22 protein-coding genes are annotated in these 25,627 nt (G+C 53.8%); 11 read left to right on the top strand and 11 right to left on the bottom strand.

The genetic code is table 11. The features are described 5' to 3' along the window. Positions 1-66 precede the first annotated feature (66 nt). Entirely contained in the window at positions 67-294 is a 228-nt protein-coding gene (gene yodD, locus OGV82_RS13870) for a YodD family peroxide/acid resistance protein (protein WP_024130232.1), read from the top strand. 170 nt (positions 295-464) lie between these two features. On the opposite strand, the gene dgcQ is transcribed toward yodD, so the two are convergent. The 3 genes from dgcQ to OGV82_RS13855 form a co-directional block, all read right to left on the bottom strand. Further along, positions 465-2,180, bottom strand: a complete 1,716-nt coding sequence (gene dgcQ / locus OGV82_RS13865) for a cellulose biosynthesis regulator diguanylate cyclase DgcQ (RefSeq protein ID WP_047462893.1) — start codon at positions 2,178-2,180, stop codon at positions 465-467. Between the two features lie 98 nt (positions 2,181-2,278). Next, the gene (locus tag OGV82_RS13860; protein WP_024130230.1) at positions 2,279-2,461 is read right to left on the bottom strand and encodes a YodC family protein; all 183 of its coding nucleotides are present in this window, start codon (positions 2,459-2,461) and stop codon (positions 2,279-2,281) included. Between the two features lie 78 nt (positions 2,462-2,539). Continuing rightward, positions 2,540-3,451, bottom strand: a complete 912-nt coding sequence (locus OGV82_RS13855) for a DUF808 domain-containing protein (protein WP_047464002.1) — start codon at positions 3,449-3,451, stop codon at positions 2,540-2,542. A 177-nt stretch (positions 3,452-3,628) separates the two neighbouring features. Here OGV82_RS13855 and yedA point away from each other — a divergent pair, with 177 nt between their 5' ends. After that, complete coding sequence (gene yedA, locus OGV82_RS13850) at positions 3,629-4,549, top strand: drug/metabolite exporter YedA (protein WP_012131887.1); 921 nt, start codon at positions 3,629-3,631, stop codon at positions 4,547-4,549. Here yedA and OGV82_RS13845 read toward each other — a convergent pair. From OGV82_RS13845 to OGV82_RS13835, 3 genes are all read right to left on the bottom strand, one after another. Continuing rightward, positions 4,538-5,008, bottom strand: a complete 471-nt coding sequence (locus OGV82_RS13845) for a very short patch repair endonuclease (RefSeq protein ID WP_047462890.1) — start codon at positions 5,006-5,008, stop codon at positions 4,538-4,540. The two genes, yedA and OGV82_RS13845, sit on opposite strands and share 12 nt — an antisense overlap. Continuing rightward, positions 4,989-6,422: a DNA cytosine methyltransferase gene (locus tag OGV82_RS13840; protein ID WP_047462887.1), complete on the bottom strand. Its 1,434-nt coding sequence runs from the start codon at positions 6,420-6,422 to the stop codon at positions 4,989-4,991. Before OGV82_RS13840 ends, OGV82_RS13845 begins: the two co-directional genes overlap by 20 nt. Before the next feature lie 72 nt (positions 6,423-6,494). After that, positions 6,495-7,190: a phosphohydrolase gene (locus OGV82_RS13835; protein ID WP_047462884.1), complete on the bottom strand. Its 696-nt coding sequence runs from the start codon at positions 7,188-7,190 to the stop codon at positions 6,495-6,497. 408 nt (positions 7,191-7,598) lie between these two features. On the opposite strand from OGV82_RS13835, the gene ompC reads away from it, so the two are divergent. Further along, on the top strand, positions 7,599-8,780 hold the full coding sequence (gene ompC, locus OGV82_RS13830; protein ID WP_012131883.1) for a porin OmpC: 1,182 nt from the start codon (positions 7,599-7,601) through the stop codon (positions 8,778-8,780). 64 nt (positions 8,781-8,844) lie between these two features. On the opposite strand, the gene OGV82_RS13825 is transcribed toward ompC, so the two are convergent. Both OGV82_RS13825 and OGV82_RS13820 read right to left on the bottom strand, forming a co-directional pair. After that, complete coding sequence (locus OGV82_RS13825) at positions 8,845-9,741, bottom strand: siderophore-interacting protein (protein ID WP_047462881.1); 897 nt, start codon at positions 9,739-9,741, stop codon at positions 8,845-8,847. A gap of 15 nt (positions 9,742-9,756) precedes the next feature. Beyond that, the gene (locus OGV82_RS13820) at positions 9,757-10,968 is read right to left on the bottom strand and encodes an MFS transporter (protein ID WP_047462878.1); all 1,212 of its coding nucleotides are present in this window, start codon (positions 10,966-10,968) and stop codon (positions 9,757-9,759) included. A 132-nt stretch (positions 10,969-11,100) separates the two neighbouring features. Here OGV82_RS13820 and iucA point away from each other — a divergent pair, with 132 nt between their 5' ends. The 8 genes from iucA to mrkJ all read left to right on the top strand — a co-directional run bounded on the left by iucA (position 11,101) and on the right by mrkJ (position 21,420). Beyond that, positions 11,101-12,825, top strand: a complete 1,725-nt coding sequence (gene iucA, locus OGV82_RS13815) for an aerobactin synthase IucA (protein ID WP_047462875.1) — start codon at positions 11,101-11,103, stop codon at positions 12,823-12,825. Beyond that, positions 12,826-13,773: a N(6)-hydroxylysine O-acetyltransferase IucB gene (iucB, locus tag OGV82_RS13810; RefSeq protein ID WP_101743962.1), complete on the top strand. Its 948-nt coding sequence runs from the start codon at positions 12,826-12,828 to the stop codon at positions 13,771-13,773. Next, entirely contained in the window at positions 13,773-15,506 is a 1,734-nt protein-coding gene (iucC, locus tag OGV82_RS13805; protein WP_047462870.1) for an NIS family aerobactin synthetase IucC, read from the top strand. Before iucB ends, iucC begins: the two co-directional genes overlap by 1 nt. A 3-nt stretch (positions 15,507-15,509) precedes the next feature. After that, positions 15,510-16,844, top strand: a complete 1,335-nt coding sequence (iucD, locus tag OGV82_RS13800; RefSeq protein WP_047462867.1) for an NADPH-dependent L-lysine N(6)-monooxygenase — start codon at positions 15,510-15,512, stop codon at positions 16,842-16,844. A gap of 25 nt (positions 16,845-16,869) precedes the next feature. Next, a complete protein-coding gene (iutA, locus tag OGV82_RS13795) occupies positions 16,870-19,071 on the top strand; it encodes a ferric aerobactin receptor IutA (RefSeq protein WP_012131873.1) in 2,202 nt (733 codons plus the stop codon). A gap of 176 nt (positions 19,072-19,247) precedes the next feature. Then, the gene (locus OGV82_RS13790) at positions 19,248-19,961 is read left to right on the top strand and encodes a flagellar brake protein (protein ID WP_047462864.1); all 714 of its coding nucleotides are present in this window, start codon (positions 19,248-19,250) and stop codon (positions 19,959-19,961) included. Between the two features lie 15 nt (positions 19,962-19,976). Continuing rightward, entirely contained in the window at positions 19,977-20,561 is a 585-nt protein-coding gene (locus OGV82_RS13785) for a helix-turn-helix transcriptional regulator (RefSeq protein ID WP_047462861.1), read from the top strand. Positions 20,562-20,703: 142 nt separating this feature from the next. Further along, positions 20,704-21,420 (top strand): cyclic-di-GMP phosphodiesterase MrkJ, encoded by a 717-nt coding sequence (gene mrkJ, locus OGV82_RS13780; RefSeq protein WP_047462857.1) that lies wholly within the window; start codon positions 20,704-20,706, stop codon positions 21,418-21,420. Between the two features lie 59 nt (positions 21,421-21,479). Here mrkJ and OGV82_RS13775 read toward each other — a convergent pair whose 3' ends face one another. From OGV82_RS13775 to OGV82_RS13765, 3 genes are read right to left on the bottom strand one after another with little or no spacing between them, the layout of a single operon-like run. Continuing rightward, positions 21,480-22,130: a fimbrial protein gene (locus OGV82_RS13775; protein WP_052194470.1), complete on the bottom strand. Its 651-nt coding sequence runs from the start codon at positions 22,128-22,130 to the stop codon at positions 21,480-21,482. 14 nt (positions 22,131-22,144) lie between these two features. Then, positions 22,145-23,140 (bottom strand): fimbrial protein, encoded by a 996-nt coding sequence (locus OGV82_RS13770; protein ID WP_047462854.1) that lies wholly within the window; start codon positions 23,138-23,140, stop codon positions 22,145-22,147. Next, complete coding sequence (locus OGV82_RS13765) at positions 23,131-25,617, bottom strand: fimbria/pilus outer membrane usher protein (RefSeq protein WP_101743963.1); 2,487 nt, start codon at positions 25,615-25,617, stop codon at positions 23,131-23,133. Before OGV82_RS13765 ends, OGV82_RS13770 begins: the two co-directional genes overlap by 10 nt. Positions 25,618-25,627: the final 10 nt, after the last annotated feature.

The following is a 25,627-nucleotide window of genomic DNA, read 5'->3' as shown; positions in this document are numbered from 1 at the left end:
CGCGTGATTGCTGGTTTTCTCAACGGTCTATACTTACAGATGCCACGGTTAAATGAGGTACTGAAGATGAAAACCGCGAAAGAGTACAGCGAAACGGCCAAGCGCGAAGTCAGCGTTGATGTTGACGCCCTGCTCGCGGCGATCAATGAAATCAGCGAGAGCGAAATTCATCGCAGCGCTGATGATCCTGAGAAAGTCAGTGTGGATGGCCGCGATTATCATACATGGCATGAATTAGCGGATGCGTTTGAACTCGATATTCATGATTTTAGCGTCACGGAAATCAATCGCTGATCTGGGGTGAAAAAAATCCCGGCTCGCAGAGCCGGGATCAAACTTGCTTATGCAAGAAGCACTTGAAAATTCGTTACACCAGAAAATCTGATGTGCGTTTTACCTTATCTGCAATTTTTTTGTATGACAAGCAAATATTTCTCGCAGAAATGATTAATACAGCTAATGGTTCAGCGTGTATCAGGCGACGGCGCGGGATGGTCGTCACGGACACAAACCTGATTGCGCCCGGCCTGTTTTGCCAGATACAACCGGCGATCCGCCAGCGACTGCAACTGTTCAAAATCGTAGTCTCCGTTTTCCTGCGCCCCGCTTACGCCCAGCGATGCGCTAATGCGCAGGGTCGTGCCTTTTGCGATCAGGATTTCTTTGTCGTTCACGCGCTGGCGTATCCGCTCTGCGATCTGTGCTGCCTGCACCAGCGTCGTCCCCGGTAAGACAATACAGAACTCTTCGCCGCCTACGCGCCCGGCAAGGTCATGCGAACGTATTGTGCCGCTAATAAGCCCGGCGGCATGGGAGAGCACCCGGTCTCCCGCCTGATGGCCGAAACGGTCATTGACGCTCTTAAAGTGATCCAAATCGATCTGAATAACGGAAAACGGCTGTCGCTGCTCATGGCAGCGCTGTATCAGTACGCGCGCCCTCTCAAACAATGCGCCACGGTTATACAGCCGCGTCAAAGGATCGTGCCAGGCCTGCCATTGCAGGGAACTTTGCAGCACAAACATATTGCTGACCATCTTGCGGATAACAACCCATGAGATGAGCAACATCATCGTGAAAAGCGCCCACAGGAGACCAAGCGCAATACTGATACTGCCAAAAGCCCCCTGCACGCCTTCTCTCAGGGTATGAACACGCAAAAGCACGCCATCGAAATGATCCAGCCTTTCCCAACTGATATAGCGGCTGCCCATACGGATACCGCCATGCGTATCATGTTCGATGTCATTCGCGAGCAACGCCAGTTCAAGGTCATCAAAGGTATTAACCTGACGCTTTTCCGGCGTTGAGGTCGCCAGTAGCCTGAGCTGATAGTCGTAGAGCTGGTACTCCCCTTCGGAATCTTTTTCGACCGCATCCTCCAGGAAACGCTTCATGGATGACACGGGAATATCCATTGCCAGCACGCCATACCAGTGTCTTTCGTTATCCAGCGACAGGCTCACGGTGACCTTTTGTTGCACTTCGCCGCCCGGCACCGGCGAGCTAAACCAGCGCACGCCGCGCGCTGAATTTTGTCGTTGGGATTGCCCGCTGAACCAGGGTTGGATCACATACTGGTAATAGCGGGACATAATATCGCCGCCATTGGTTGTGGGTTCAGTTGAGACATAAAAGCCTGAACGCGAAACATACATTGTCCGCTGCGCCAGCATAGTAGAAGAATGCGCCAGCCGTAACAAATACCCCAGTTCCAGCGCGGCGCTTAACTCGTTTGCCAGCGCATCGTTATCCCGCGTGAGAAGCGTTGTACGGTTAACAAACGCGTCAGAGACGCCGTTAAGCGGTAACGTTCGCCGTCTGTCGAGCTCCAGTTGCCAGAAACTTTTGCCGCGCAGTTGCGCAAATTGCGCCACCGCATCGTGCAGGTCGGAAAAATCGAGCGGCGTGACCAGCGCTTCGTACATACCGTTGCGCAGAAACAAGAGTTTATCCACGCTGAATTGCAGCTGTCTGTCCAGCACATTAGCGACGTTTTCCAGATGGTTACGTTGACTGGCCCGGTATGCCGACTCCAGCACGACCACTTCACGCCAGGTCAGCAATGTTGAACAAATCATCACAACCAGAAAACAGATATTTACGACATGGCCTGGCCCAAAGCGTCGTGCTAACGTTCTCAGCCAGCTCCAGTTTCCTGGCGTTGTTTCATGCGGCACCTGACGGCTCCCTACTTTTATTCCTGAACTATGTGTCGCGACTCAACGGCTATTTTCTGGGGTAACAAAACGCCCGGCATTAACCGGGCGTTCCTTTATCAGACATCTTCCCGCAACCGCCTGCCATCACCGGGCATAAGTTCATTCTCGTGGAATGCTTCCCGTTTGACGCCAAAACCGTCATACCAACGGCACTCCACCATGCCGCTGGAATAACCGGTTACGATCATGCGTGGACCACCTTCTTTTGCGATAACTTCCTCACTGACAAAAAAGACCATACCTGCCTCCTGTATCCAGTGAAACTTTTTCACCTTAGACGACGATGGGCTTTTTTGCATAATCCGGCGAGGCATAAATTAGTGCGAACCACCGCGAACGTTGGCAACAGTTTTTACCAGCCCTACCACCACGCTGCCGATGATGAAACCGAGCACCAGATTAATCAACATGGGAAGCGTGAGCGCAATAAGACCATTCTGCTGCTGAGCAAAATGGTCGATCGCGTGGTGTAATGGCGCGATGCCGTGCACCACGATCCCGCCCCCCACCAGGAACATCGCGAGTGTGCCGACAATGGACAGCGCCTTCATAAGCCAGGGCGCCGTAACCAGTAGCCCTTTGCCCACCGACTGAGCCAGTACGCTGCGTTTTTCCGCCAGCCAGTACCCCATGTCGTCCAGTTTTACGATGAATCCCACCAGACCATAAACGCCAATCGTCACCACCAGCGCGATACCGGACAACACCAGAACCTGATTGAGCAACGGCGCATCCGCGACAATTCCCAGCGTAATCGCGACGATCTCCGCAGAAAGGATAAAGTCGGTGCGCACGGCCCCTTTCACTTTCTCCTTCTCAAACGTGAGAGGATCTTGTGCGGCGATCGCAGCCAGACGCTGCTGACGCGCCTCCGGGCTCTCTTTGTGCTTTCGGGCCTCAAGCGTGTGTAAAACTTTCTCTACGCCTTCAAAACAGAGAAAAGCGCCCCCAATCATCAACAACGGTGTAATCGCCCACGGGATAAAAGCGCTGATCAGCAGCGCCAGAGGCACCAGGATGACCTTGTTGATCAACGACCCTTTCGCCACGCTCCAGACGACCGGCAGTTCGCGGTTCGCCCGCACGCCCGTCACCTGCTGCGCGTTTAGCGACAGGTCATCACCCAATACGCCTGCCGTTTTTTTCGCGGCCAGTTTTCCCATCATCGAGATATCATCCAACAGCGTGGCGATATCATCGAGCAACGTCAGCAAACTACTTCCTGCCAAAATAAATCCCTCAATATTTTTCTTTTGAAGAGGTAAGTATGAAGTAAAAAACGTAATGCCGAAACGGGTAGCAATCGTCAACAAAAATTTAACAAAAGAGTGCAATTATAACGCTCGCCAGCGCGATAGTTTTGACGTTTACTATGTTGCACCTTTTTATTTCCGCCGTGAGGGATTATGCGTTTCAGGCAGTTACTACCACTTTTTAGCGCACTCTTCGCGCTGTATATCATTTGGGGTTCCACGTACTTCGTTATTCGTATTGGCGTTGAGAGTTGGCCGCCGCTGATGATGGCGGGCGTCCGTTTTCTGTCTGCGGGGATTTTGTTAACAACATTCTTACTTCTTCGCGGGCACAAACTGCCCCCTTTGCGTCAATTGCTCAATGCCGCGCTGATTGGCATTCTGCTGCTGGCGGTGGGGAACGGTCTGGTTACCGTAGCGGAACATCAGGATGTACCGTCCGGCATCGCCGCCGTGGTGGTCGCGACGGTCCCACTCTTCACGCTATGCTTCAGCCATTTCTTTGGCATTAAAACGCGAAAACTGGAGTGGACAGGCATCGCCATCGGCCTGGCGGGGATCATCATGCTCAATAGCGGCGGAAATTTGAGCGGCAACCCCTGGGGCGCGCTGTTGATCCTGATTGGCTCGATGAGCTGGGCATTCGGCTCCGTGTTCGGCGCCCGCATCGCGTTGCCGACAGGCATGATGGCCGGAGCGATTGAAATGCTGGCTGCCGGTGTTGTGCTGATGTTCGCTTCCTTTATCGCCGGGGAAAAGCTGACGACGATGCCGACGCTCTCCGGCTTCATGGCGGTAGGTTATCTGGCGCTATTCGGTTCCATTATCGCCATTAACGCCTATATGTATTTGATCCGTAATGTCAGCCCGGCGCTGGCGACCAGTTACGCCTACGTCAACCCGGTAGTGGCGGTGTTGCTGGGAACAGGTCTGGGGGGAGAAAGCCTTTCTTCCGTCGAGTGGCTGGCATTAGGGGTAATTGTTTTCGCTGTCGTCCTGGTGACGCTGGGGAAATATTTGTTTCCCGCCAGACCCGCGACCGCAGTGAGCGAATCGGAGAAATCACTCCAGTAAATGAATACCCTGCGTGTCGATCTGCGCGGTGGGGCCACCGCCGCAGATCCACTCCTCAAGCCGTTCCGCCAGTGCGGCGTCGCTGAGTTTCAACCGGCCACGCAAAGCACACTCCCAGACAATCAGCACACGCCAGCCAAGCTCGCGAAGCCTCAGCATGTCTCGCCGATCGCGCTCCACATTTTTACCGATTTTGTTCAGCCAGAACTCGGTACGCGTGGCGGGAACTTTGAACAGGTGGCAGTCGTGATGATGCCAGAAACAGCCGTGCGTGAAGATAACGCAGCGATACTCATCCACGACAAAATCCGGGCGTCCGGGCAACGTGGCGTCCTGCACATGAAACGCCATCCCCTGCTCCTGCAACAGACCGGCAAGGCGTTTTTCTATCGCCGTATCGCGCGTGGCTATCGCCCGCATATTCTTGCTGCGCGTCGCCTTATCGTGTACGTCCGCCATGCTGGCTCTCTTTCTGGCGCAATGTAACGGCCTGTTTAATTCTCGACTCCAGCAGTTTTGCTACTGCGGCAAATGCCGGAACCACGACGGAGTTACCAAACTGACGGTAGGCCTGGGTGTCTGAAACGGGAATGCGGAACTGATATCCCTGCGGCGATTCGAATCCCATTAACCGCGCGCACTCTCTGGGCGTTAACCGGCGTGGACGGTGCTGCTGATTCACCGGATCGTCGAAATTCGCCTCTCCTGCGGCCATATCCCAGCCACGGTCAATCAGTATCTCCGCGCCATCTTTATAGTAACGCGCCGACAATGTGCGCGTTACGCTGCCGGGATTCGCAGGATAGACCATCCCATAGCCGAAACCGTTACCCCGGGCCTGATGCTTTTTCGCGTAGCGGTACAAATACTTCCACAATACCGGCGTCAGCACATATTTCGCTTCAACCGCCGGTTCAAGCAGTTCCGCCAGCGTGATGCGCTGCTGCGGATAGCGGGTGGCAATATCCCGCAGCGTAAAATCGGTTTTCAGATTAAGATCGCGGCGGAATCCCACCAGCACAATCCTCTCCCGATGCTGGGGTAAAAAATGGCGGCCATCAATAATTTTCGGATCGTCCGGCCCGTTATCCGCAGCATCGGCGACGTCATACCCCAGTTCGTCAAGCGTTTGCATAATGATGCGAAACGTTTTTCCCTGGTCGTGGCTTTTCAGGTTTTTGACGTTTTCGAGCACAAAAATCGCCGGGCGTCGGGCGTCAATAACCCGCACGACATCGAAAAAGAGCGTCCCCTGCGTATCACAGGCGAAACCATGCGCCCGTCCCATCGCGTTTTTCTTTGATACGCCTGCCAGAGAGAATGGCTGGCAGGGAAAACCGGCCAGTAGAACATCGTGCTCCGGTATGTGCTGGCGAATATGCTCCGCCGCTTCGCTATCGCTCACGCCGTCGCGGTGGCTCAGCGTAATATCGCGAATATCTTCATTGAAATGATGCCGTTGCGGATCGCAGTAATAATTGGCTTTATAGGTGCGTACCGCGTGTTTATTCCATTCGCTGGTAAACACGCACTGCCCGCCTATCGCTTCAAAGCCACGGCGAATTCCGCCGATCCCGGCGAAGAGATCGACAAAACGAAAGGCATAATGCGGATGGTGTGCCGGAGGCGTTGGCAACAATGTCCTGAGGTGCGTATATTCGCTCTCGCTCAGACGATGCCACGCCGTTGCGTTCGCCACGACGCGTTTAAAAATAGCCGGGCTCCAGTGGTTCTCCTCAACGCCATTCAGATGCGCCACCAGCGTTTTCACATCATAGATTTCCAGCAGTTTGCCCAGCAGCGCCTGTACGGCAGCCCCGGCATTGTCTGTCATCAGATCCTGGAAACCTGTTACTGAAAGATTTTCCTGCATACATTTAACCGGCGAAATTGATATTCGACAGGTTAACACAAAATGAACGCGTTTACGTTTTGGGTATGGTCGCTACTTATCGCGGCTAAAAGCCTGAATTACCGTCTGATCCAACGAGTCGTACTCCCCTCTTAGCTCCGCGCTTAGCTTCGCCATCCAGGTCACCAGGAAGTCGGCGTTATGCTCTGCCAGCAGCTTTCCCCGCGCGGTTTGCATGGTTTGCGGCAAGGTCAGAAGTTTTGTCTGAAAATGGTCGAGGGCGAATTGCTTATCGTTAAGCGGGCGACGTTGCGCGAAGGGATCTTCAGCATCAAATAGCGAAACGCCCAGCCCGCCGGAAACGGCAAACACGCGCGCCAGACCGATTGCGCCCAGTGCTTCAAGCCGGTCGGCATCCTGCACAATCTTCGCCTCGCTGGTCATTGGCGCAATGTGGGCGCTAAAACTGTGCGCCTCAATCGCATGACTGACTGCCGCTAATTTCTCTTCAGGATACGCAGGGAAATCGTTCATTAATATGCGACGTGCCGCGTCAGCGGCCAGCACGGATGAACGATGGCGATCGGGATGATTTTTCGGCAGGCTGACGATATCGTGGAAATAACACGCGGTCAGCACAACAAGCCAGTCAACATCCTCGTCCGTCGACAGCTTTTGTGCCGTTCCCCAGACGCGACGAAAATGAAAAATGTCATGGGCGCTATCCTGCTCGTGGTGATTTTTGCCCAACCACGCTTCGAACTGCGATTGCCAGTAGTGTAAATCCACGCTGCCTCCCCTGAATCAGAAAGCAACATTAGCAATATTCCGCCTTGTCTTCACGCTCAATGATTACGGGAGGAGGTATCAGACAGGTTGACGAAGGCAATAAATGGAATAAAAAGAAAATCCGAACGACGTTAAAATAGCGTTAATTACGATAAAGCATTCACAAAATAAATTCCAAAAACGTAAATCATAATTTATTAAAAGAAAAACATAACACAGTTAAATACAAAGCAATAAATACATATTAAATTATTTATAATCGCACCCAAAGAAACAATTAGAAATATTTTAAATACATTTGTTACATGTAATATTTAAAAAAGAATGAACTTCCTGGAATAGTATTCAACAGTGATCTTCAGGATTCGATCACTTATTCATATCAATTATTATTATAGGGAATACATAATGAAAAGAAAAGTTCTGGCGATGCTTGTCCCTGCTCTATTAATTGCAGGCGCTGCAAATGCGGCTGAAGTGTATAATAAAGACGGCAATAAACTGGACCTGTACGGTAAAGTTGATGGCCTGCGTTATTTCTCTGACGATGCAGGCAGCGACGGCGACATGTCCTATGCCCGTCTGGGTTTTAAAGGCGAAACGCAAATTGCCGAGCAGTTAACCGGTTACGGTCAGTGGGAATACAACATTCAGGCCAACGGTACTGAAGGTGATAAAGGTGACTCCTGGACTCGTCTCGGCTTCGCTGGTTTAGGTTTTGGTCAAAACGGTACTTTCGATTACGGTCGTAACTACGGCGTGGTTTACGACGTAGAAGCCTGGACCGATATGCTGCCAGAATTCGGCGGCGATACTTACACTCAGACTGACGTTTATATGTTAGGCCGTACTAACGGCGTAGCAACCTACCGTAATAACGGCTTCTTTGGTCTGGTTGATGGTCTGAACTTTGCGCTCCAGTATCAGGGTAATAATGAAGGCACCGGTTTTGGTCAGGAAGGTTCCGGCAATAGCGCAGGTCGCAAGCTGGCCAAAGAAAACGGCGACGGCTTCGGTATGTCCACCTCCTACGACTTCGACTTCGGTTTAAGCCTGGGTGCGGCATACGCCAATTCCGATCGTACCGATGCTCAGGTTGCTCGTGGTTACGGTGACGGCATGAACCAGCGTAATAATTATGCTGGTGGCGATAAAGCTGAAGCCTGGACCGTTGGTGCTAAATACGACGCCTACAATGTTTATCTCGCCGCCATGTACGCTGAAACCCGTAATATGACTTACTATGGCAATGGCGACAGCGAACTTAATGGCGGTATCGCCAACAAAACGCAGAACTTTGAAGTTGTTGCACAGTATCAGTTTGATTTCGGTCTGCGCCCGTCTATTGCCTACCTGCAATCTAAAGGCAAAGACTTAGGTGGTCAGGAAGTAAGACACGGCAACTGGCGTTACACCGATAAAGATCTGGTGAAATATGTTGATGTGGGTATGACCTATTACTTCAACAAAAATATGTCCACCTATGTTGATTATAAAATCAACCTGCTGGATGAAGACGATAGCTTCTACGCAGACAACGGTATCGCAACCGATGATATCGTAGCCGTCGGTCTGGTTTACCAGTTCTAATATTCATTAGACACTGCACTAAGCCCGCATAATGGAATAATTTCATGATGCGGGCTTTTTATTATCACGCGCGCCCTTTAGACCAATATGCCATAAAGTTAATCGCTTTGTGCTCGACGCCACGCTCGCCAATTAAATGGCGGCGCAGCAGTTTGACGACGGTGGACTCTGCGGCCACCCACCCATAAAACGCCGTGCTGCTGGTCGTGGCCTTATCCCAGAGAAGCTCCCCTTCGGCTTCTTCTTTCACCGTATCCACCGTATCGGGATGGCGACTTTCGGGTACTCTGGCATGCGTTTTCACGGCCTGAATCAGGCATTCACCGTGCTTCGCCGCTGCGGGGTTACGCGGCAACCAAAAAATGTCGGCGAACTTAAACTCGCTTAAATTCGCGCAGTCGCCCTGTTCAGGAACTTCAAAGAACGCCTGAACCTGTGGCGGGTTGGTCTGTCTCGCCAGCATCTCAAGGATACCGCGCGCGGCGGGGAGCGCCGTCTCATCAGCAATGATTAACGCATTCCGCAGTCCCTGGGGAGGCGTCCATTCATAGCCGCCGCTGTCTTCAGCATACGCCTCGTCAGGCGCCACCATCTGAATGGCGTCGCCAGGTCTGGCGTTAATCGCCCATGCCGAAGCCGGTCCCTCTGTACCATGATTGATAAATTCCACGGTGACCTCCTGGCGAGCAGGATCGACATGTCGCAGCGTATAGGTACGGATAACCGGGCGCTTCTCTTTTGGCATCCCCAGTACAAGCTGATACCAGTGCCCTTCGGCAGGCAACGACGGCGGCGTCCCGTCTTCAGACGGAAACAACATCTTAATGCGCTGATCCGGCGAGTCGCATTTCATCTGCGCCACCTCCTGCCCGCTGAAAACCAGGCTCAGCAGCGAAGGGGAAACCTCCGTCTTACGCGCCAGTTGAACGTTGAACAGGCGGTAGCCCTGAACTCCAGCCATAACTTTTCCTTACGCTTAAATCGCGGAATGACGTGAACGGTAGCGGCTGCGCCAGATAAAGCCAGACACCACGGTAAATAACACAGCGACGAAAAAAGCCGCCACAATCAGCGCCGCTGCGGTGCCGGTTTTCGACACCAGCGGCACCAGCAATGCGCAAAGCCCATAGCCAAGCGTGTGGCTGGTCGCGATCCAGCCCGCGCCCGCGCCGTCTGTCAGCTTATCATTCAGTAAAAGCTGATAAGCGGGTGTTGCCAGAGCAGCCCCAAACGACAGCACCGCACAGCCGAGGTAAAACAACCATAGCTGTTCGGCGAGCATTATCGCCAGGCCACAAATCATCAGCGCTCCGGCACTCAAAAGCAGCGCCATCGGCGTCAGGCGCTGCGGGCGGAGCACCCCGAACTGTGCGATAAGCGCAACAACTGCGGCCAGCCCTAACAGCCACGCCACCTGGTGGCTAATGGCGGCGGTATCCGTGGCGAACTGGCGAGTAAGGGCGGGCGAAAGACCAAGCTGCATCATGCTCACCGCCGCAGCTAATAACAGCGCGCAAAGCAGATAAGGCAGGCAATCCAGCCTCAGGCTGGCGCTCTTGCGCTCCGTTGCGGGCTGCGGTGGCGTGCCAGGCAACCGCAGCAGCATCACCAGCGCCAGCAGTGGCGCTGCCATCAGCAGCCCCATCGGCGCCAGAGGATGAATTGCCAGCATCGCCGCCGCGCACAACGGCCCGAATAGTCTGCCGCAGCTCAAGCCGGAGCTAATGGTTGCCAGAGCGACCATGCGATTCCCTTCCCCCGCTCTCTGCAATGCCCAGACCTGACAGGCTGGCACCATCGCCGACACGGTAAGTCCGTAGGCAATCCGCGCGATGATTAATATTCCCAGCCCCACCGCTGTTGTTACGGCGCCGGTCGCCATCAGCATGCTTCCCAGCCCAAGCAGAGTAAAGCTTGCGCCGTATCCCCCCAGTGCCCACAGCACCACAGGCTTACTGCCCACACGAGCAATTTGCTTTCCCCACCACGGGGAAGACGGCAGGAACAGCATTGAGCCAAGCATCAGCAAAGCCGCCCAAATCGACAGGCTCAGGTTTGTCTGAATCACCAGTACAGGGATCGCGACCAGCAGGCCGTTTTGCCCGACACCGAGTAACCCCGCACTAAACGCAAGCGGCCAGCAGGACAATGGTTTTTGCGGCGTTTCCGCGCTCTCAAGAGACGTCACGATGTTGCAATTCCATGTATTAATTGTGTTTATTTGTAAAATTAATTTTACCGATTCTAACAATTGTTATTGATAATGAGAAACCTTATCGGCAAAATTCGCATTATCATAACGAGTGGGATCTGTTTGATTATGACTTTGCCAACTAAAACGTCAGCCCTGGATGTGGCTGCGCAGTGCTTCCTGAATTCCCTGGTTCGTGAAACCAAAGACTGGCGGCTGACGGAATACCAGCCAACCGAATTGATCATCCCGCTGGGCGAACAGCAGGCGCTCCATTTCAGAGTGGCTTATTTTTCCCCAACCCAGCATCACCGCTTTGAATTTCCGGCGCGTCTGGTCACGGCCTCCGGCAGTCACCCCGTCGATTTCGCCACCCTCTCCCGGCTTATTGTTGATAAGCTCCAGCACCAACTCTTGCTGCCCGCGACCAGTTGCGAAACCTTCCACCAGCGCGTGATGGAAAGCCACGCCCATACGCAGCAGGCGATTGATGCCCGCCATGACTGGGCAGCCCTGCGTGAAAAAGCGTTGAACTTTGGCGAGGCGGAACAGGCTCTGCTGGTCGGGCACGCCTTCCACCCGGCGCCTAAGTCTCATGAACCGTTTAACCAGCAGGAGGCCGAACGCTACCTGCCGGACTTCGCGCCCCACTTCCCGCTGCGGTGGTTTGCGGTGGACAAAACGCAGATCGCCGGTGAAAGCCTGCATCTCAACCTGCAACAGCGGTTGACGCGATTTGCCGCAGAGAATGCGCCGCAGTTACTCAATGAATTAAGCGACAATCAATGGCTATTCCCGCTGCACCCGTGGCAGGGGGAGTATCTGTTGCAGCAGGAGTGGTGCCAGGAGCTTGTCGCTAAAGGGCTGATTAAAGATTTAGGCGAAGCCGGCGCGCCGTGGCTACCGACCACCTCTTCCCGCTCGCTCTACTGCGCCACCAGCCGCGACATGATCAAATTCTCCCTGAGCGTGCGCCTGACCAACTCCGTCCGTACCCTGTCAGTGAAAGAAGTGAAGCGTGGAATGCGCCTGGCGCGCCTGGCGCAAACCGACGACTGGCAGACGCTACAGGCCCGCTTCCCGACTTTCCGGGTGATGCAGGAAGACGGTTGGGCCGGGCTGCGCGATCTCCACGGCAACATCATGCAGGAAAGCCTGTTTGCCCTGCGTGAAAACCTGCTGGTGGATCAGCCGCAAAGCCAGACTAACGTACTGGTCTCCCTGACCCAGGCCGCACCGGATGGCGGTGATTCGCTGCTGGTTGCGGCGGTAAAACGCCTGAGCGATCGCCTCGGCATCACTGCGCAACAGGCCGCCCATGCATGGGTCGATGCTTACTGTCAGCAGGTGCTGAAGCCGCTGTTTACGGCTGAAGCGGATTACGGCCTGGTGCTGCTGGCGCATCAGCAAAATATTCTGGTTCAGATGCTTGGGGATCTGCCGGTCGGGCTTATCTACCGTGACTGCCAGGGCAGCGCGTTTATGCCTCACGCGGCAGGCTGGCTCGACACCATTGGCGAGGCGCAGGCGGAAAACGTCTTCACCCGTGAGCAGTTGCTGCGCTACTTCCCTTACTACCTGCTGGTTAACTCCACTTTTGCCGTGACCGCCGCGCTGGGCGCCGCCGGGCTGGACAGTGAAGCGAATCTGATGGCTCGCGTACGAACGTTGCTGGCTGAAGTGCGTGATCAGGTGACTCATAAAACCTGTCTCAACTACGTGCTGGAAAATCCGTACTGGAACGTAAAAGGTAACTTTTTCTGTTATCTGAACGACCACAACGAGAACACCATCGTCGATCCCTCGGTGATCTACTTCGATTTCGCCAACCCGCTGCTGGCTCAGGAGGGCTAAATGTCTAAGGCAAACATCGTTCACAGCGGATATGGACTGCGCTGTGAAAAACTCGACAAGCCTCTGAATCTTAGCTGGGGGCTGGACAATAGCGCGGTGCTGCGCTGGCCGGGGCCGCTGCCGACAGGGTGGCTGCGCGACGCGCTGGATCAGATATTTATCGCCGCACCGCAACTTTCAGCGGTGGTTCTCCCCTGGGCCGAATGGCGTGAGGAGCCACAGGCGCTGACGCTTTTCGAGCAGGTAAAAAGCGACATCATCCATCGCGCCGCCTTCTGGCAGTTACCGCTATGGCTGAGTTCTCCGGCAAACCGGGCCTCCGGCGAAATGGTTTTTGATGCAGAGCGTGAGATTTATTCCCCGCTACGCCCACCCCGTCCGCAGGGCGAGGTTTATCGCCGTTACGATCCACGCGTTCGCAAGACGCTGAGTTTCCGCGTTGCCGATCCCGTTCTTGATGCAGAACGTTTCACCCGCTGGATGAACGATCCGCGCGTTGAGTATTTCTGGGAGCAAAGCGGCTCGCTGGAGGTACAGACCGCCTATCTGGAACGCCAGCTCACCGGTAAACATGCGTTCCCGCTGATCGGCTGCTTCGACGATCGGCCGTTTAGCTATTTCGAAATCTACTGGGCGGCGGAAGACCGCATTGGCCGCCACTATTCGTGGCAACCCTTTGACCGTGGCCTGCATCTGCTGGTTGGTGAACAGCAATGGCGCGGAGCCCACTACGTGCAAAGCTGGCTGCGCGGGCTGACGCATTACCTGCTGCTGGATGAGCCCCGCACGCAGCGCACCGTACTTGAGCCACGCGCCGATAACCAGCGCCTGTTCCGCCACCTTGAGCCTGCGGGATACCGGACAATTAAAGAGTTCGACTTCCCACACAAGCGCTCGCGCATGGTGATGGCGGATCGCCATCACTTCTTCACGGAGGTCGGTCTGTAATGAATCACAAGGATTGGGATTTTGTTAACCGCCAGCTGGTGGCAAAAATGCTGGCCGAGCTGGAGTATGAGCAGGTTTTCCACGCGGAATCTCAGGGCGATGGCCGCTACTGCATTAACCTGCCGGGCGCGCAATGGCGCTTCAGCGCTGAACGCGGCATCTGGGGCTGGCTGTGGATTGATGCTCAAACGCTGCGCTGCGCGGACGAGCCCGTTCTGGCGCAAACGCTACTGATGCAGCTAAAGCCGGTGCTGTCGATGAGCGATGCCACCGTTGCTGAGCATATGCAGGATTTGTATGCCACGCTGCTGGGCGACCTGCAACTGCTGAAGGCACGTCGCGGGCTGAGCGCCAGTGACCTGATTGATCTTGATGCCGACCGCCTGCAATGCCTGCTAAGCGGCCATCCTAAATTCGCTTTTAATAAAGGCCGTCGGGGCTGGGGCAAAGAGGCGCTGGAGCGATATGCGCCAGAGTACGCCAACACCTTCAGACTGCACTGGCTGGCGGTAAAACGTGAGCATATGGTCTGGCGCTGCGACAGCGAGCTGGATATTCAGCAGTTGTTGATGGCCGCGATGGACCCGCAGGAGTTTGCCCGCTTCAATCAGGTCTGGCAGGAAAATGGGCTGGATAACGACTGGCTGCCACTGCCGGTACATCCGTGGCAGTGGCAGCAAAAAATCGCCCTCGACTTCATCGCCGATCTTGCCGAAGGCAGGATGGTTTCTCTCGGCGAGTTTGGCGACTTGTGGCTCGCGCAGCAGTCGCTGCGCACCCTGACCAACGCCAGTCGCCAGGGCGGGCTGGATATCAAGCTGCCGCTGACTATCTACAACACCTCCTGCTATCGGGGGATTCCGGGCAAATACATCGCCGCCGGGCCGCTGGCCTCACGCTGGCTGCAACAGGTTTTTGCGACCGACGCCACGCTTAAGCAAAGCGGCGCGGTGATCCTCGGTGAACCGGCGGCGGGCTATGTGTCCCATGAAGGCTACGCCGCGCTTGCCCAGGCACCCTACCGCTACCAGGAGATGCTCGGCGTTATCTGGCGTGAGAATCCGTGTCGCTGGCTGAAGCCGGACGAAAGTCCGATTCTGATGGCGACACTGATGGAGTGCGATGAAAACAATCAGCCGCTGATAGGCGCATATATCGACCGCTCCGGGCTGGACGCTGAAACCTGGCTCACGCAGTTGTTCCGGGTGGTAGTGGTTCCGCTGTATCACCTGCTCTGCCGCTACGGCGTCGCGCTTATCGCCCACGGACAAAATATAACGCTCGCCATGAAAGAGGGCGTACCGCAGCGCGTGCTGTTGAAAGACTTCCAGGGCGATATGCGGCTGGTGAAAGATGCGTTCCCGGAGATGGACTCCCTGCCTCAGGAGGTACGTGACGTCACCGCTCGCCTGAGCGCCGACTACTTAATTCATGATTTGCAGACCGGCCACTTCGTGACGGTTCTGCGCTTTGTTTCGCCGCTGATGGCTCGCCTTGGCGTACCGGAGAGGCGTTTTTATCAACTGCTGGCAGCAGTGTTGAGTGATTACATGCAGGAACATCCACAAATGTCAGCGCGCTTTGCGCTTTTCTCACTCTTCAAGCCACAAATTATTCGCGTAGTGCTGAACCCGGTAAAACTGACCTGGCCCGACCAGGACGGCGGCAGCCGCATGTTGCCGAATTACCTTGAGGATCTGCAAAACCCGCTGTGGCTGGCAACCAGGGACTGAATCATGACAAACACTGTAGATTTTATTGGCGTAGGCATCGGCCCGTTCAACCTGAGCATCGCGGCGCTGTCTCATCAGGCCGAAGGATTAAGCTGCCGCTTCTTTGACGGCCGCCCGCATTTTGCCTGGCATCCCGGCATGCTGGTGCCGGACTGCCATATGCAGACCATGTTCCTGAAAGATCTGGTTAGCGCTGTGGCTCCCACAAGCCCGTACAGCTTTGTTAACTATCTGGTGAAGCGCAAAAAATTCTACCGCTTCCTGACCACCGAACTGCGTACCGTGTCCCGCGATGAGTTTTCCGACTACCTGCGCTGGGCCGCCGAAGGGATGAACAATCTGCATTTCAATCATACCGTTGAGAGTATTGATTTCGACGAGAGACGCCAGCGGTTTGTGGTGCAGACCAGCCAGGGCGAAAGCGTTGCCCGCAATATCTGCCTTGGCATTGGCAAGCAACCGCACCTGCCGCCTTGCGTAAAAACGGCGACGCAAACCTGCTTCCACGCCAGTGAAATGAGCCTGCGCCAGCCAGACCTCGGCGGCAAGCGAGTCACCGTGGTTGGCGGCGGGCAAAGCGGCGCCGACCTGTTTCTCAATGCGCTGCGCGGAGAATGGGGCGACGTTGCAGAGATCAGTTGGGTCTCGCGCCGCAATAACTTTAACGCGCTGGATGAGGCGGCGTTCGCCAACGAATACTTCACGCCTGAGTACGTTTCAGGCTTCGTCGGTCTGAATGAAAGCGCGCGCCAGAAGATGCTCGACGAGCAGAAAATGACCTCCGACGGCATCACGGCCGACTCGCTACTGACCATTTATCGCGAGTTGTATCACCGCTTCGAGGTACTGAGGCAACCGCGTAACGCCCGTCTGCTGCCAAGCCGCTCGGTCACAGGGCTGGAAAGTCGCGGCCAGAGCTGGCAACTGCTGCTGGAGCATCATCTGGATAACGGCTATGACACTCTGGAAAGCGACGTGGTGATTTTCGCCACCGGCTACCGTCCCGCGCTGCCGCAGATACTTTCACCGCTGATGTCGCGAATCGCCATGCGCGATGAGTGCAATTTCAAAGTACGCGACGACTTCACCCTGGAGTGGAACGGCCCGAAAGAGAACAACATCTTCGCGGTCAACGCCAGTATGCAAACCCACGGCATCGCCGAACCACAGCTCAGCCTGATGGCCTGGCGCTCCGCCCGTATTCTTAATCGCGCGCTGGGGCGTGATTTATTCGATCTCAGTATGCCGCCCGCCCTGATTCAATGGCGCAGCGGCAGCCGGGAAAAACCGCAGCCGGAGGCTGCTTCTTTAACTCGCTACACAGCATCTTTGGGCTGATTTTTTCCGCCCGTGTGAAGGAATAATGATGATAAGCAAAAAGTATACGCTTTGGGCTCTCAACCCGCTGCTTCTCGCCATGATGGCGCCAGCAGTCGCTCAACAAACCGATGATGAAACGCTCGTGGTGTCTGCCAACCGCAGCAATCGCACCGTAGCGGAGATGGCGCAAACCACCTGGGTTATCGAAAACGCCGAACTGGAACAGCAGATTCAGGGCGGCAAAGAGCTGAAAGACGCGCTGGCTCAGCTGATCCCTGGCCTTGACGTCAGCAGCCAGAGCCGCACCAACTACGGTATGAACGTGCGTGGCCGCCCGCTGGTCGTGCTGGTTGACGGCGTGCGTCTCAACTCTTCACGCACCGACAGCCGACAGCTGGACTCTATCGATCCTTTCAATATCGACCATATTGAAGTGATCTCCGGCGCAACGGCCCTGTACGGCGGCGGCAGTACCGGTGGTCTGATCAACATCGTGACCAAAAAAGGCCAGCCGGAAACCCAGATGGAGTTTGAGGCTGGCACCAAAAGCGGCTTTAACAGCAGTAAAGATCACGATGAGCGCATTGCCAGCGCCATCTCCGGCGGCAATGACCATATCTCCGGGCGTGTTTCAGTGGCGTACCAGAAGTTTGGCGGCTGGTTTGACGGTAACGGCGATGCCACCCTGCTCGATAACACCCAGACCGGCCTACAGTATTCCGATCGCCTGGACATCATGGGCACCGGTACGCTGAACATCGATGAAACCCAGCAGCTTCAGCTGATCACGCAGTACTATAAAAGCCAGGGCGACGACGATTACGGGCTGAATCTTGGGAAAGATTTCTCCGCCATTAGCGGGGCCAGCACGCCATACGTCAGTAAGGGGCTGAATTCCGACCGTATTCCCGGCACCGAGCGTCATCTGATCAGCCTACAGTACTCCAACAGCGATTTCTTTGGTCAGGAGCTGGTCGGCCAGGTTTACTACCGCGATGAGTCGCTGCTGTTCTACCCGTTCCCGACCGTAAATGCGAACAAACAGGCGACGGCTTTCTCCTCGTCACAGCAGGACACCGACCAGTACGGCATGAAACTGACGCTGAACAGCAAACCGCTGGACGGCTGGCAAATCACCTACGGGCTGGATGCCGACCACGAGCGCTTTACCTCCAACCAGATGTTCTTCGATCTGGCCCAGGCAAGCGCTTCCGGGGGGCTGAACAACCAGAAGATTTACACCACCGGGCGCTATCCGTCGTATGACATCACCAACCTGGCGGCCTTCCTGCAATCAAGCTATGACATCAATGATATCTTTACCCTCAGCGGCGGCGTACGCTATCAGTACACTGAGAACAAGATTGATGATTTCATCGGCTACGCGCAGCAACAGCAGATTGCCGCCGGGAAGGCGACATCCGCCGACGCCATTCCAGGCGGCTCGGTCGATTACGACAACTTCCTGTTCAACGCCGGTCTGCTGATGCACATCACCGAACGCCAGCAGGCATGGCTCAACTTCTCCCAGGGCGTGGAGCTGCCGGACCCGGGTAAATACTACGGTCGCGGCACCTATGGCGCAGCGGTGAACGGTCACCTTCCCCTGACCAACAGCGTGAACGTTGGCGACAGCAAGCTGGAAGGCGTGAAGGTCGATTCTTATGAGCTGGGCTGGCGCTTTACCGGCGACAACCTGCGCACCCAAATCGCGGCCTACTACTCGATTTCCGATAAGAGCGTGGTGGCGAATAAAGATCTGACCATCAGCGTGGTGGACGACAAACGCCGCATTTACGGCGTGGAAGGCGCGGTGGACTACCTGATTCCAGATACCGACTGGAGTACCGGTGCGAACTTCAACGTGCTGAAAACCGAGTCGAAAGTGAACGGTAGCTGGCAGAAATATGACGTGAAGGTGGCAAGCCCATCGAAAGCGACAGCCTACATCGGCTGGGCGCCGGACCCGTGGAGCCTGCGCGTACAGAGCACCACCTCCTTCGATGTGAGCGATGCAGAAGGCTACAGCATTGATGGCTATACCACCGTCGATTTGCTCGGCAGCTATCAGCTTCCGGTGGGTAAACTCAGCTTCAGCGTTGAGAACCTCTTCGACCGTGACTACACCACCGTCTGGGGGCAGCGCGCGCCGCTGTACTACAGCCCAGGTTACGGCCCCGCTTCCCTGTATGATTACAAAGGCCGCGGCCGCACCTTTGGTCTGAACTACTCAGTTCTGTTCTAAACCGCCCTCCTTGCCCGGCACATGCCGGGCAAATTCACCGAATGTCAATACGCAATCAATAGCATTGAACTATTTTTGAAAATTCAACAATAGGCCGTATCCTTTTATTTTTAATAAACAGGCGATCGCAACATGGGATAATAATCTGAAAGGACATTGTATTTTAGAGAGATGGTATGTCAGAAGGAGTTTCGAAAAAATCCAGATATGAAATTATTGCTATCCTGAGAGAAGAGTTCAGGGTTAAGTCTAAACTGGATTTTAGTTTTAACGATCTGAGCTGGCAATCAGATTTACGAAAAGTTGACAGTTCATCTTTTTATATCGATCTCCCTCCCTCTTTTCAGCCTTCGTTATCTGAAAACGGTGATGTCTGTTTTCAGATCCACAGTAAACTTGGCAGGATTGAGTTTGCCACCGCGCAGATAAATACTGAGCACAATAGCCCGGATAATATTTTCCGCTTTGCCATTCCTGAGAGCATAAACATACTGCAACGGCGATCGTCCCCCCGACTTAAGACAAGAGAGAGTTATCAATTCTGTTGTTCTGGTCGTTATAAAAATGGCGTTACTTTTAAACATACGTTAAATGATGTCTCTGACGGCGGGTGTTCTTTCATATCCACCCAATCTCAACTTAAATTTATGCGTAAAGATAATGTGTTAGAAAATGTTAAGATGAGCTTTGGTGAATATGGCAGCGTAATGACTAACTTAAAAATTATCAGCGTAACAGAACTCCATAGCGAAAAATCGTATGAAGAAGCAGATTTCCGCATCTCTTGTATGTTTCAGCATAAAAGTGACGATTATAAACATTACATAGAGAATGTTATCGTTAAGTTAATTATTGACAATAAAATTAAAAATAAGATTTTTTTAGTTTAACGGACCGGGAAAACATTGAGCAATTTATTATTTTACACGGATGATAATCTCATTGGGCAATCAATCCTGCATTACATGGTGGACAATGAGATAAATATTACCACGCTGGGCTATCAGGAGATCGCCGGGAGAACCCGTGCCCCTCAGTCGGGTACGATTATTATCAATGTCATTCATAAGGATATCTCTGCGGCCAGAACGGTCGCCTTACTCAATAGATTACGAATGTATCTCACGCACTGCACGCTGCTCGTTCTGATTGTAAAAAGCGACCTCGCCAGCTTATGTCGTGAACTTCTCGATCTTGAAAATGTATTGATTCTGACGGAAAACGCGTCTTGCTCCGATCTCTCGGCTATCTTCAAACATCCTTTAACGACCCGCGAATATCAGCGCTTATACACCCGGCGAAAACTCACTACCAGGGAGCAGCAGGTGCTGGCGCTAATGATTGCCAGCCATAACAATAAACAAATAGCAGAGCTTCTCAATATTGACTATAAAACAGCCCACACTCACAGAGCGAGTATTATGAGAAAGTTAGGCATGAATAACTCGCAAGTGATGAACAAAAGAATCGTCAATATGTTTCGATGCTAAACATATTAAATGTGCAGATGACCAATCAAAAACCGATAATTAATTGTTAACCAGCCCCCTGTCAATCATTTTCACCGACAAAAATATCACTTATATTAATACCACCTCCTCCCACCGTTGACCTGATTTCTGACGAGATATAATGGACGCACTTATGTTTTTCAATCATAATTTGTCACGTAGCGATATATCCGTTCGATATGTCTTCCAAAAAATGTTTTCACCTCTCGGGGCGCTTGTCGCCGTTGAGTGCCTGAGCCGCTTTGACCATATCCCTGTTTCTCCAGAAGAGTTATTTCGTTATGCCAATGCGGATTTACGGGAAAGTATCTTTATGGAACAACTGGCGTTAATAGAAAAACATAAAGCGTGGTTTATAAAAAACAATGTTTCTGCCACGATTAACGTTGACGACCATATACTCAGCGTCCTGCTACGGCCAGAAGTGAAAGCGAAAGTCAAAGCACTGGGCTGCGTTCACTTTGAACTCACGGAAAACTCTAACGAACTGTTGAATAACTCTCTCGCCGCCTGGTGTGATTCCCACAGCACCCCACTCTGGCTCGATGACTTTGGCGCTGGCTACGCGGGAATTAACGCGATTCGCGGCTATCATTTTGATTATGTCAAAATCGACAGAAACTTCTTCTGGCATTTAATGCAGAAAGAGTCTGGTCGGCCATTGATGGATGCGCTGGTCACCTTCCTTTCCCGTAACCAGCATAATGTGATTATTGAAGGCGTCGAAAGCGAAGCGCATAAGAAATGGTTGCAGGGTATGGAGTGGTTTGCCATTCAGGGGCATTACTGGAAAGAAGTCAGTATTGAACAACTGGTCAAAGAAGAGATTACGGTTTAAAAAAGAGAAAAAAATGCCGGAAGACTCCGGCATCAAAACCAACCTTCACACGCAAGAAATCAGTTATACACTAACTCCCAGGTTGCCCAACTGGTCAACGGGCCACTGGTCGCTTTCTCCGGCGCTGGCGTAACGTAACCGATGTAATAAGTAAACACACCGCCGCTTACCGCTTTTTCCACCAAAGGCACCCGGTTTTGCTGCGGGTCAGCCGGAACAATTTTATTGCTTTTATCCAGCGTATTATTGTCGTTGGTCGACAGCGCCAAAAAAATATGGCTGGCCCCATCCGCTCGTGTATTCGCCAGATAACCGGCATTTTCGTTGCCGACGGTATTGACCGTGAATCCATCAATCCAGCGCACACTTACCGTGCTGATCTCATCGTTATTCGCAGCGCCACCATCATGACGTAACTGACAGTTCGACAATTCCAGGGTGAAGGATTGCGGTTTCATAAATGCGCCCGCGCCACGGGCATGTACTTCCGCCAGGCTTACCGGTGCCAGCCAGACGCTACCGCTGCCCGCATTGTTGCCCCCATTGAGCGCTACGCTACAGGAGATATCCGTTACTCGCCCTGCGAAGTCCACCCGTCCGCTATCGTAATTGGTTTCAAATCCCCACGCTGAAGAGGCGACAAGCATTCCGCTTATCAGGGTCAACTGAGTGAGTCGTCTGATATTTTTATACTGTGCTGAATCACGCATACCCACCTCCCGAATTAATCGTACGTCAGGTTAAAGATCATGTGCGACTCCACCTCACCGGTACTTGTGGTCGATGCGTATTGATAGAAGCGTGCACGATAAGGCAATGTAATGTAACGGGTTTCCTGGGTCTGCAAGGTGCCGATATTATATTTCTTGCTAAATTCCAGCGGGGTGCCATCTTTCAGTACCTGGACGCCAATCCCTTTCGCCGCAGCGTTTCCGCTTTTTTCGTTGATTAGCACGCCCTGAGCGGCAGTGGTGCTTGTCGCCAGGTTGCCGGAAAAAGTCGTATGGATATTGGCGAAACCGGATTCACTTACGCCGCCGCTGCACTGCAACTGGATATTAAAATCTTTGCCTCCCGCCGTGGTGCCAACGCCATTCAGATCGCTGCGCTTAATCGTACCGATATCAACGTTCATATTCTTACCGCTTAACACGGTACAGGAGGGCGAGACGACGGTGATGGCATTGGCGCTGAGGAACGTTTCAAGGATCGGGTTACTGCCGTTTTCCCAGTCATAAGAGGTATATTTCCCCGCCGCCAGGGTGCCACTGCCGGTCACGTTCGCAGTTTTAATCACTTCCAGCGTAAAGCGGGAGCCTTCCAGTGAATAATTGGTCTGCCTGTTGACATAGGAGGAGTAGACATCCGGGTAGACAATATTGACCGTTGCGCCACCGCGGCTAAAACGCAAGCCGATGCCGTCTACGTTTGTCGAATAAATTTTATTCCCCAGGTCGGTGGCTCCGGGCACGACAATTTTCGCCGCAAAACGGTTAGTACCGGCTGAACAGCTATAGCTTGCGCCACCCGACGCCGACATTGTCCAGTCACGGGACACAATCACTGAGCCCACCGGCAGATCCGGCGGAACAACCACTCGCCCGATGGCCATGTCTAATGTCACCGTCGGCTGTGAAAGGCGCGAGCAGAAAGCCCATGCCGACGTTGTCCCCAGCGCCATTAATCCAATAAAAAGCGTCAGTCTTTTACTCAGCGACATAGCGTTTCCTTTGTTTTTGCCTGACTCAGATCCACCGTACATTGCCCGCCATTCCACTTAACCGTGGCTTTTGACGCGCTGGCGTCGCTGATAAACATCATGCTGCCCTGCCCCACAACACCGATCTCTTTTCCGTTCGGGTCAAAGATCGTGGCGGCGAACGGTAACGGCAGACCATTCGCCTGGCGCGCCTGCACCGTGATATTGTTTTGCACCGTGGTATTGAAGGCAACTTTGACTACGCTCCCCTCCCACGGCACAACCTGCGCCACGGTACGATCGAAAGCGATATCGTCATTACTGCCTTTCGGGTCAATTTCAACGGCGTTAATCCGGTAAGGCCGCAGATACGGCAGAATGGCGTAGCCGTTGCTGTCAATGCGGGTTCCCGGCGAACCTGGCAACATGGCGCCTGCGGCATCTTTCGCTTCGATCAGCGCCATCGTGGTGCCGCTTTCCGGCGAGAACACCACGCCGTGCTGATGGGCAATCATCGTCCCGCTGGCGCCCAGACCACTCTGACGATACCCTTCGCCCTGGCTATAACTGCCGTTCAGCGTAGTCCACGGGGTACGATAGCTGCCGTTCAGCGCCACATCATGCTGGCCTCCGGTCGCGGTGGTGGTCGATACGCCGTAGTTGAGGTTGTTTTCACTGTCCAGCGAGCCGTTGACGCCAATCTGCGAACTGGCGAAGTGCGAGTTGTTGAACGAGGTATTTGACGTCAGATTCGCGGTGCGATTCTCGCCGAACCACAGCGGGTAGCTAAAGTTGAGCGAAACGCGATCGTCGCGACGATGACCGGAGCTGCCCGGCGTATAGACACGCTGGGCGCTGACCGACCATGAGAGACGACCGAACATATTGTTATAGCTGAGCTGATACTGCTTCTCCGTGCCTGAACGGTTCCAGTAATCCGACACCCGACCGCTTAAGTAGAAACCGCCCCAGCCGTCCGGCAGGTTCTGGTTTACGGTAAAGGTCATGCTGTTTTTCTGTCGCCACACGGTGTAGTTGCTGTTGTGGTTCTTTTCCTGATCGACGGCGTACAGCGCGTCGTTCAGGTTGTAGTAGCCTTTGGTGGAGTAACGATACGCCGCCAGGACAATACTGGTCTGCGTTTCGGTGAACATACGGTTAAAGGTGGCGCGGTAGCTCTGACCATGCTCGTCAAGGGTATCGCTCTTCAACCGCGAATGGGTGACATCGAATGACAAGGCGCCGATGCCGGTATTCATCCCGGTTCCCAGCAGAAATGCCTGATAGTCATCAAAACCGGTCACGCCAGCATAGCCGGTGAACAGGTTATTTAAGCCCTGTTGCCAGGTCGCCTGGTAGAGCATCGGCTTATTGCGCAGCGAACTATCATCAACCTTACCGGCAGAGAGCGCATAGCGGGTCATCCCCGGACGCAGTAATTGCGCTACCGAGGCATAAGGCACGCTGAACACCTGTACCGAGCCATCGGCTTCTTTTACTGAAACCTCAAGGTCGCTGCCATAGCCGGAAGGGTAAACATCCTGTAACGTAAACGGTCCCGGCGGCACGGTGGTCTGATAGATAATATTGTTGCCCTGACGTACCGTCACCAGCGCGTTACTTTGCGCCACGCCGCGAATATCCGGGGCGTAGGAACGCATACCGTCCGGGAACATATTGTCATCGGTCGCCAGATTTACCCCTCGCAGGCCGATGGTGTCGAAAAACTCACCGTTGGTAAAAATCTGCCCACCGCTGACAATCGAGTTAATTTGCGGAATCGGACGTTGCAGGTAGGTCTGGTTACTGTTCCAGTGCGCCTTCCCCTGCTGCTGTTGCCAGTTCAGGTTACCAATGTGTTTGAGCAGCCAGCCGTCCCAGGAAAGACCCGCGTTAACGCCAAGATAGGCGCTGCTGTTATCTGACCCGTTGGCCGATGACGTGTGGCTGTTCCAGGCGTTAGCCATCCAGCCTAAATTCAGCGCCGCAACGCCTTTATCCCAGAACTCCGGGCTGACAAAATTCTTAAAGCGCTGATCTTCGTAGATTTGCGGTACGGAAATATCCAGCCTCAGAGAGGACTGAATCAGGTTGTCGCTGACATTTTCTTCGTTACGCCACTCTTGCAGTCGTCCGCAATAGCCCTCTTTCGCGCTAAGCTGTGGGTTAAATTTTTCTGGCGAGATACCGTATTGCATCAGCATCGCTTTGGTGTAGCAGACGCCCATTTTGCCGTCTTTTCCACGGGTGATATTCAGGTCGTAGCGGCCTTTCCACTCACCATTGGTATACACATCAAGTGAGTAAACACCCTCGGAGATAGCGCTCGTGGAAAAGCGCGACAGATCGACCTTTTCGCGACTGCCGACAATAAAGCCATCGTTAAACTGATAAACCGTTCCTGGGTTTTCCTGGCCGCTTGAAAATGGCGGAAAGCAGTACAGTGCAATCGCAATTGCCGTACTTAATCTTTCCGGGCGGATTGACCTCTGCTTCATGATCGTTTCC

The sequence above is a fragment of the Citrobacter sp. CK191 genome, assembly GCF_030333435.1.
Lineage (GTDB): Bacteria > Pseudomonadota > Gammaproteobacteria > Enterobacterales > Enterobacteriaceae > Citrobacter_B > Citrobacter_B koseri.
Note: the sequence above shows the minus strand (reverse complement) of the source record. Positions and strands in the feature narration are given on the sequence as shown.

What these genes read in the sequence shown, in the direction of transcription:
- OGV82_RS13845 (WP_047462890.1), bottom strand. Translation starts at nt 5,008, where the DNA reads ATGGCGGACGTACACGATAAGGCGACGCGCAGCAAGAATATGCGGGCG.
- ompC (WP_012131883.1), top strand. Translation starts at nt 7,599, where the DNA reads ATGAAAAGAAAAGTTCTGGCGATGCTTGTCCCTGCTCTATTAATTGCA.
- mrkJ (WP_047462857.1), top strand. Translation starts at nt 20,704, where the DNA reads ATGGACGCACTTATGTTTTTCAATCATAATTTGTCACGTAGCGATATA.
- OGV82_RS13775 (WP_052194470.1), bottom strand. Translation starts at nt 22,130, where the DNA reads ATGCGTGATTCAGCACAGTATAAAAATATCAGACGACTCACTCAGTTG.
- yodD (WP_024130232.1), top strand. Translation starts at nt 67, where the DNA reads ATGAAAACCGCGAAAGAGTACAGCGAAACGGCCAAGCGCGAAGTCAGC.
- iucC (WP_047462870.1), top strand. Translation starts at nt 13,773, where the DNA reads ATGAATCACAAGGATTGGGATTTTGTTAACCGCCAGCTGGTGGCAAAA.
- OGV82_RS13860 (WP_024130230.1), bottom strand. Translation starts at nt 2,461, where the DNA reads ATGGTCTTTTTTGTCAGTGAGGAAGTTATCGCAAAAGAAGGTGGTCCA.
- yedA (WP_012131887.1), top strand. Translation starts at nt 3,629, where the DNA reads ATGCGTTTCAGGCAGTTACTACCACTTTTTAGCGCACTCTTCGCGCTG.
- OGV82_RS13790 (WP_047462864.1), top strand. Translation starts at nt 19,248, where the DNA reads ATGTCAGAAGGAGTTTCGAAAAAATCCAGATATGAAATTATTGCTATC.
- iucD (WP_047462867.1), top strand. Translation starts at nt 15,510, where the DNA reads ATGACAAACACTGTAGATTTTATTGGCGTAGGCATCGGCCCGTTCAAC.
- OGV82_RS13765 (WP_101743963.1), bottom strand. Translation starts at nt 25,617, where the DNA reads ATGAAGCAGAGGTCAATCCGCCCGGAAAGATTAAGTACGGCAATTGCG.
- OGV82_RS13825 (WP_047462881.1), bottom strand. Translation starts at nt 9,741, where the DNA reads ATGGCTGGAGTTCAGGGCTACCGCCTGTTCAACGTTCAACTGGCGCGT.
- OGV82_RS13770 (WP_047462854.1), bottom strand. Translation starts at nt 23,140, where the DNA reads ATGTCGCTGAGTAAAAGACTGACGCTTTTTATTGGATTAATGGCGCTG.
- iucB (WP_101743962.1), top strand. Translation starts at nt 12,826, where the DNA reads ATGTCTAAGGCAAACATCGTTCACAGCGGATATGGACTGCGCTGTGAA.
- iucA (WP_047462875.1), top strand. Translation starts at nt 11,101, where the DNA reads ATGACTTTGCCAACTAAAACGTCAGCCCTGGATGTGGCTGCGCAGTGC.
- iutA (WP_012131873.1), top strand. Translation starts at nt 16,870, where the DNA reads ATGATGATAAGCAAAAAGTATACGCTTTGGGCTCTCAACCCGCTGCTT.
- OGV82_RS13840 (WP_047462887.1), bottom strand. Translation starts at nt 6,422, where the DNA reads ATGCAGGAAAATCTTTCAGTAACAGGTTTCCAGGATCTGATGACAGAC.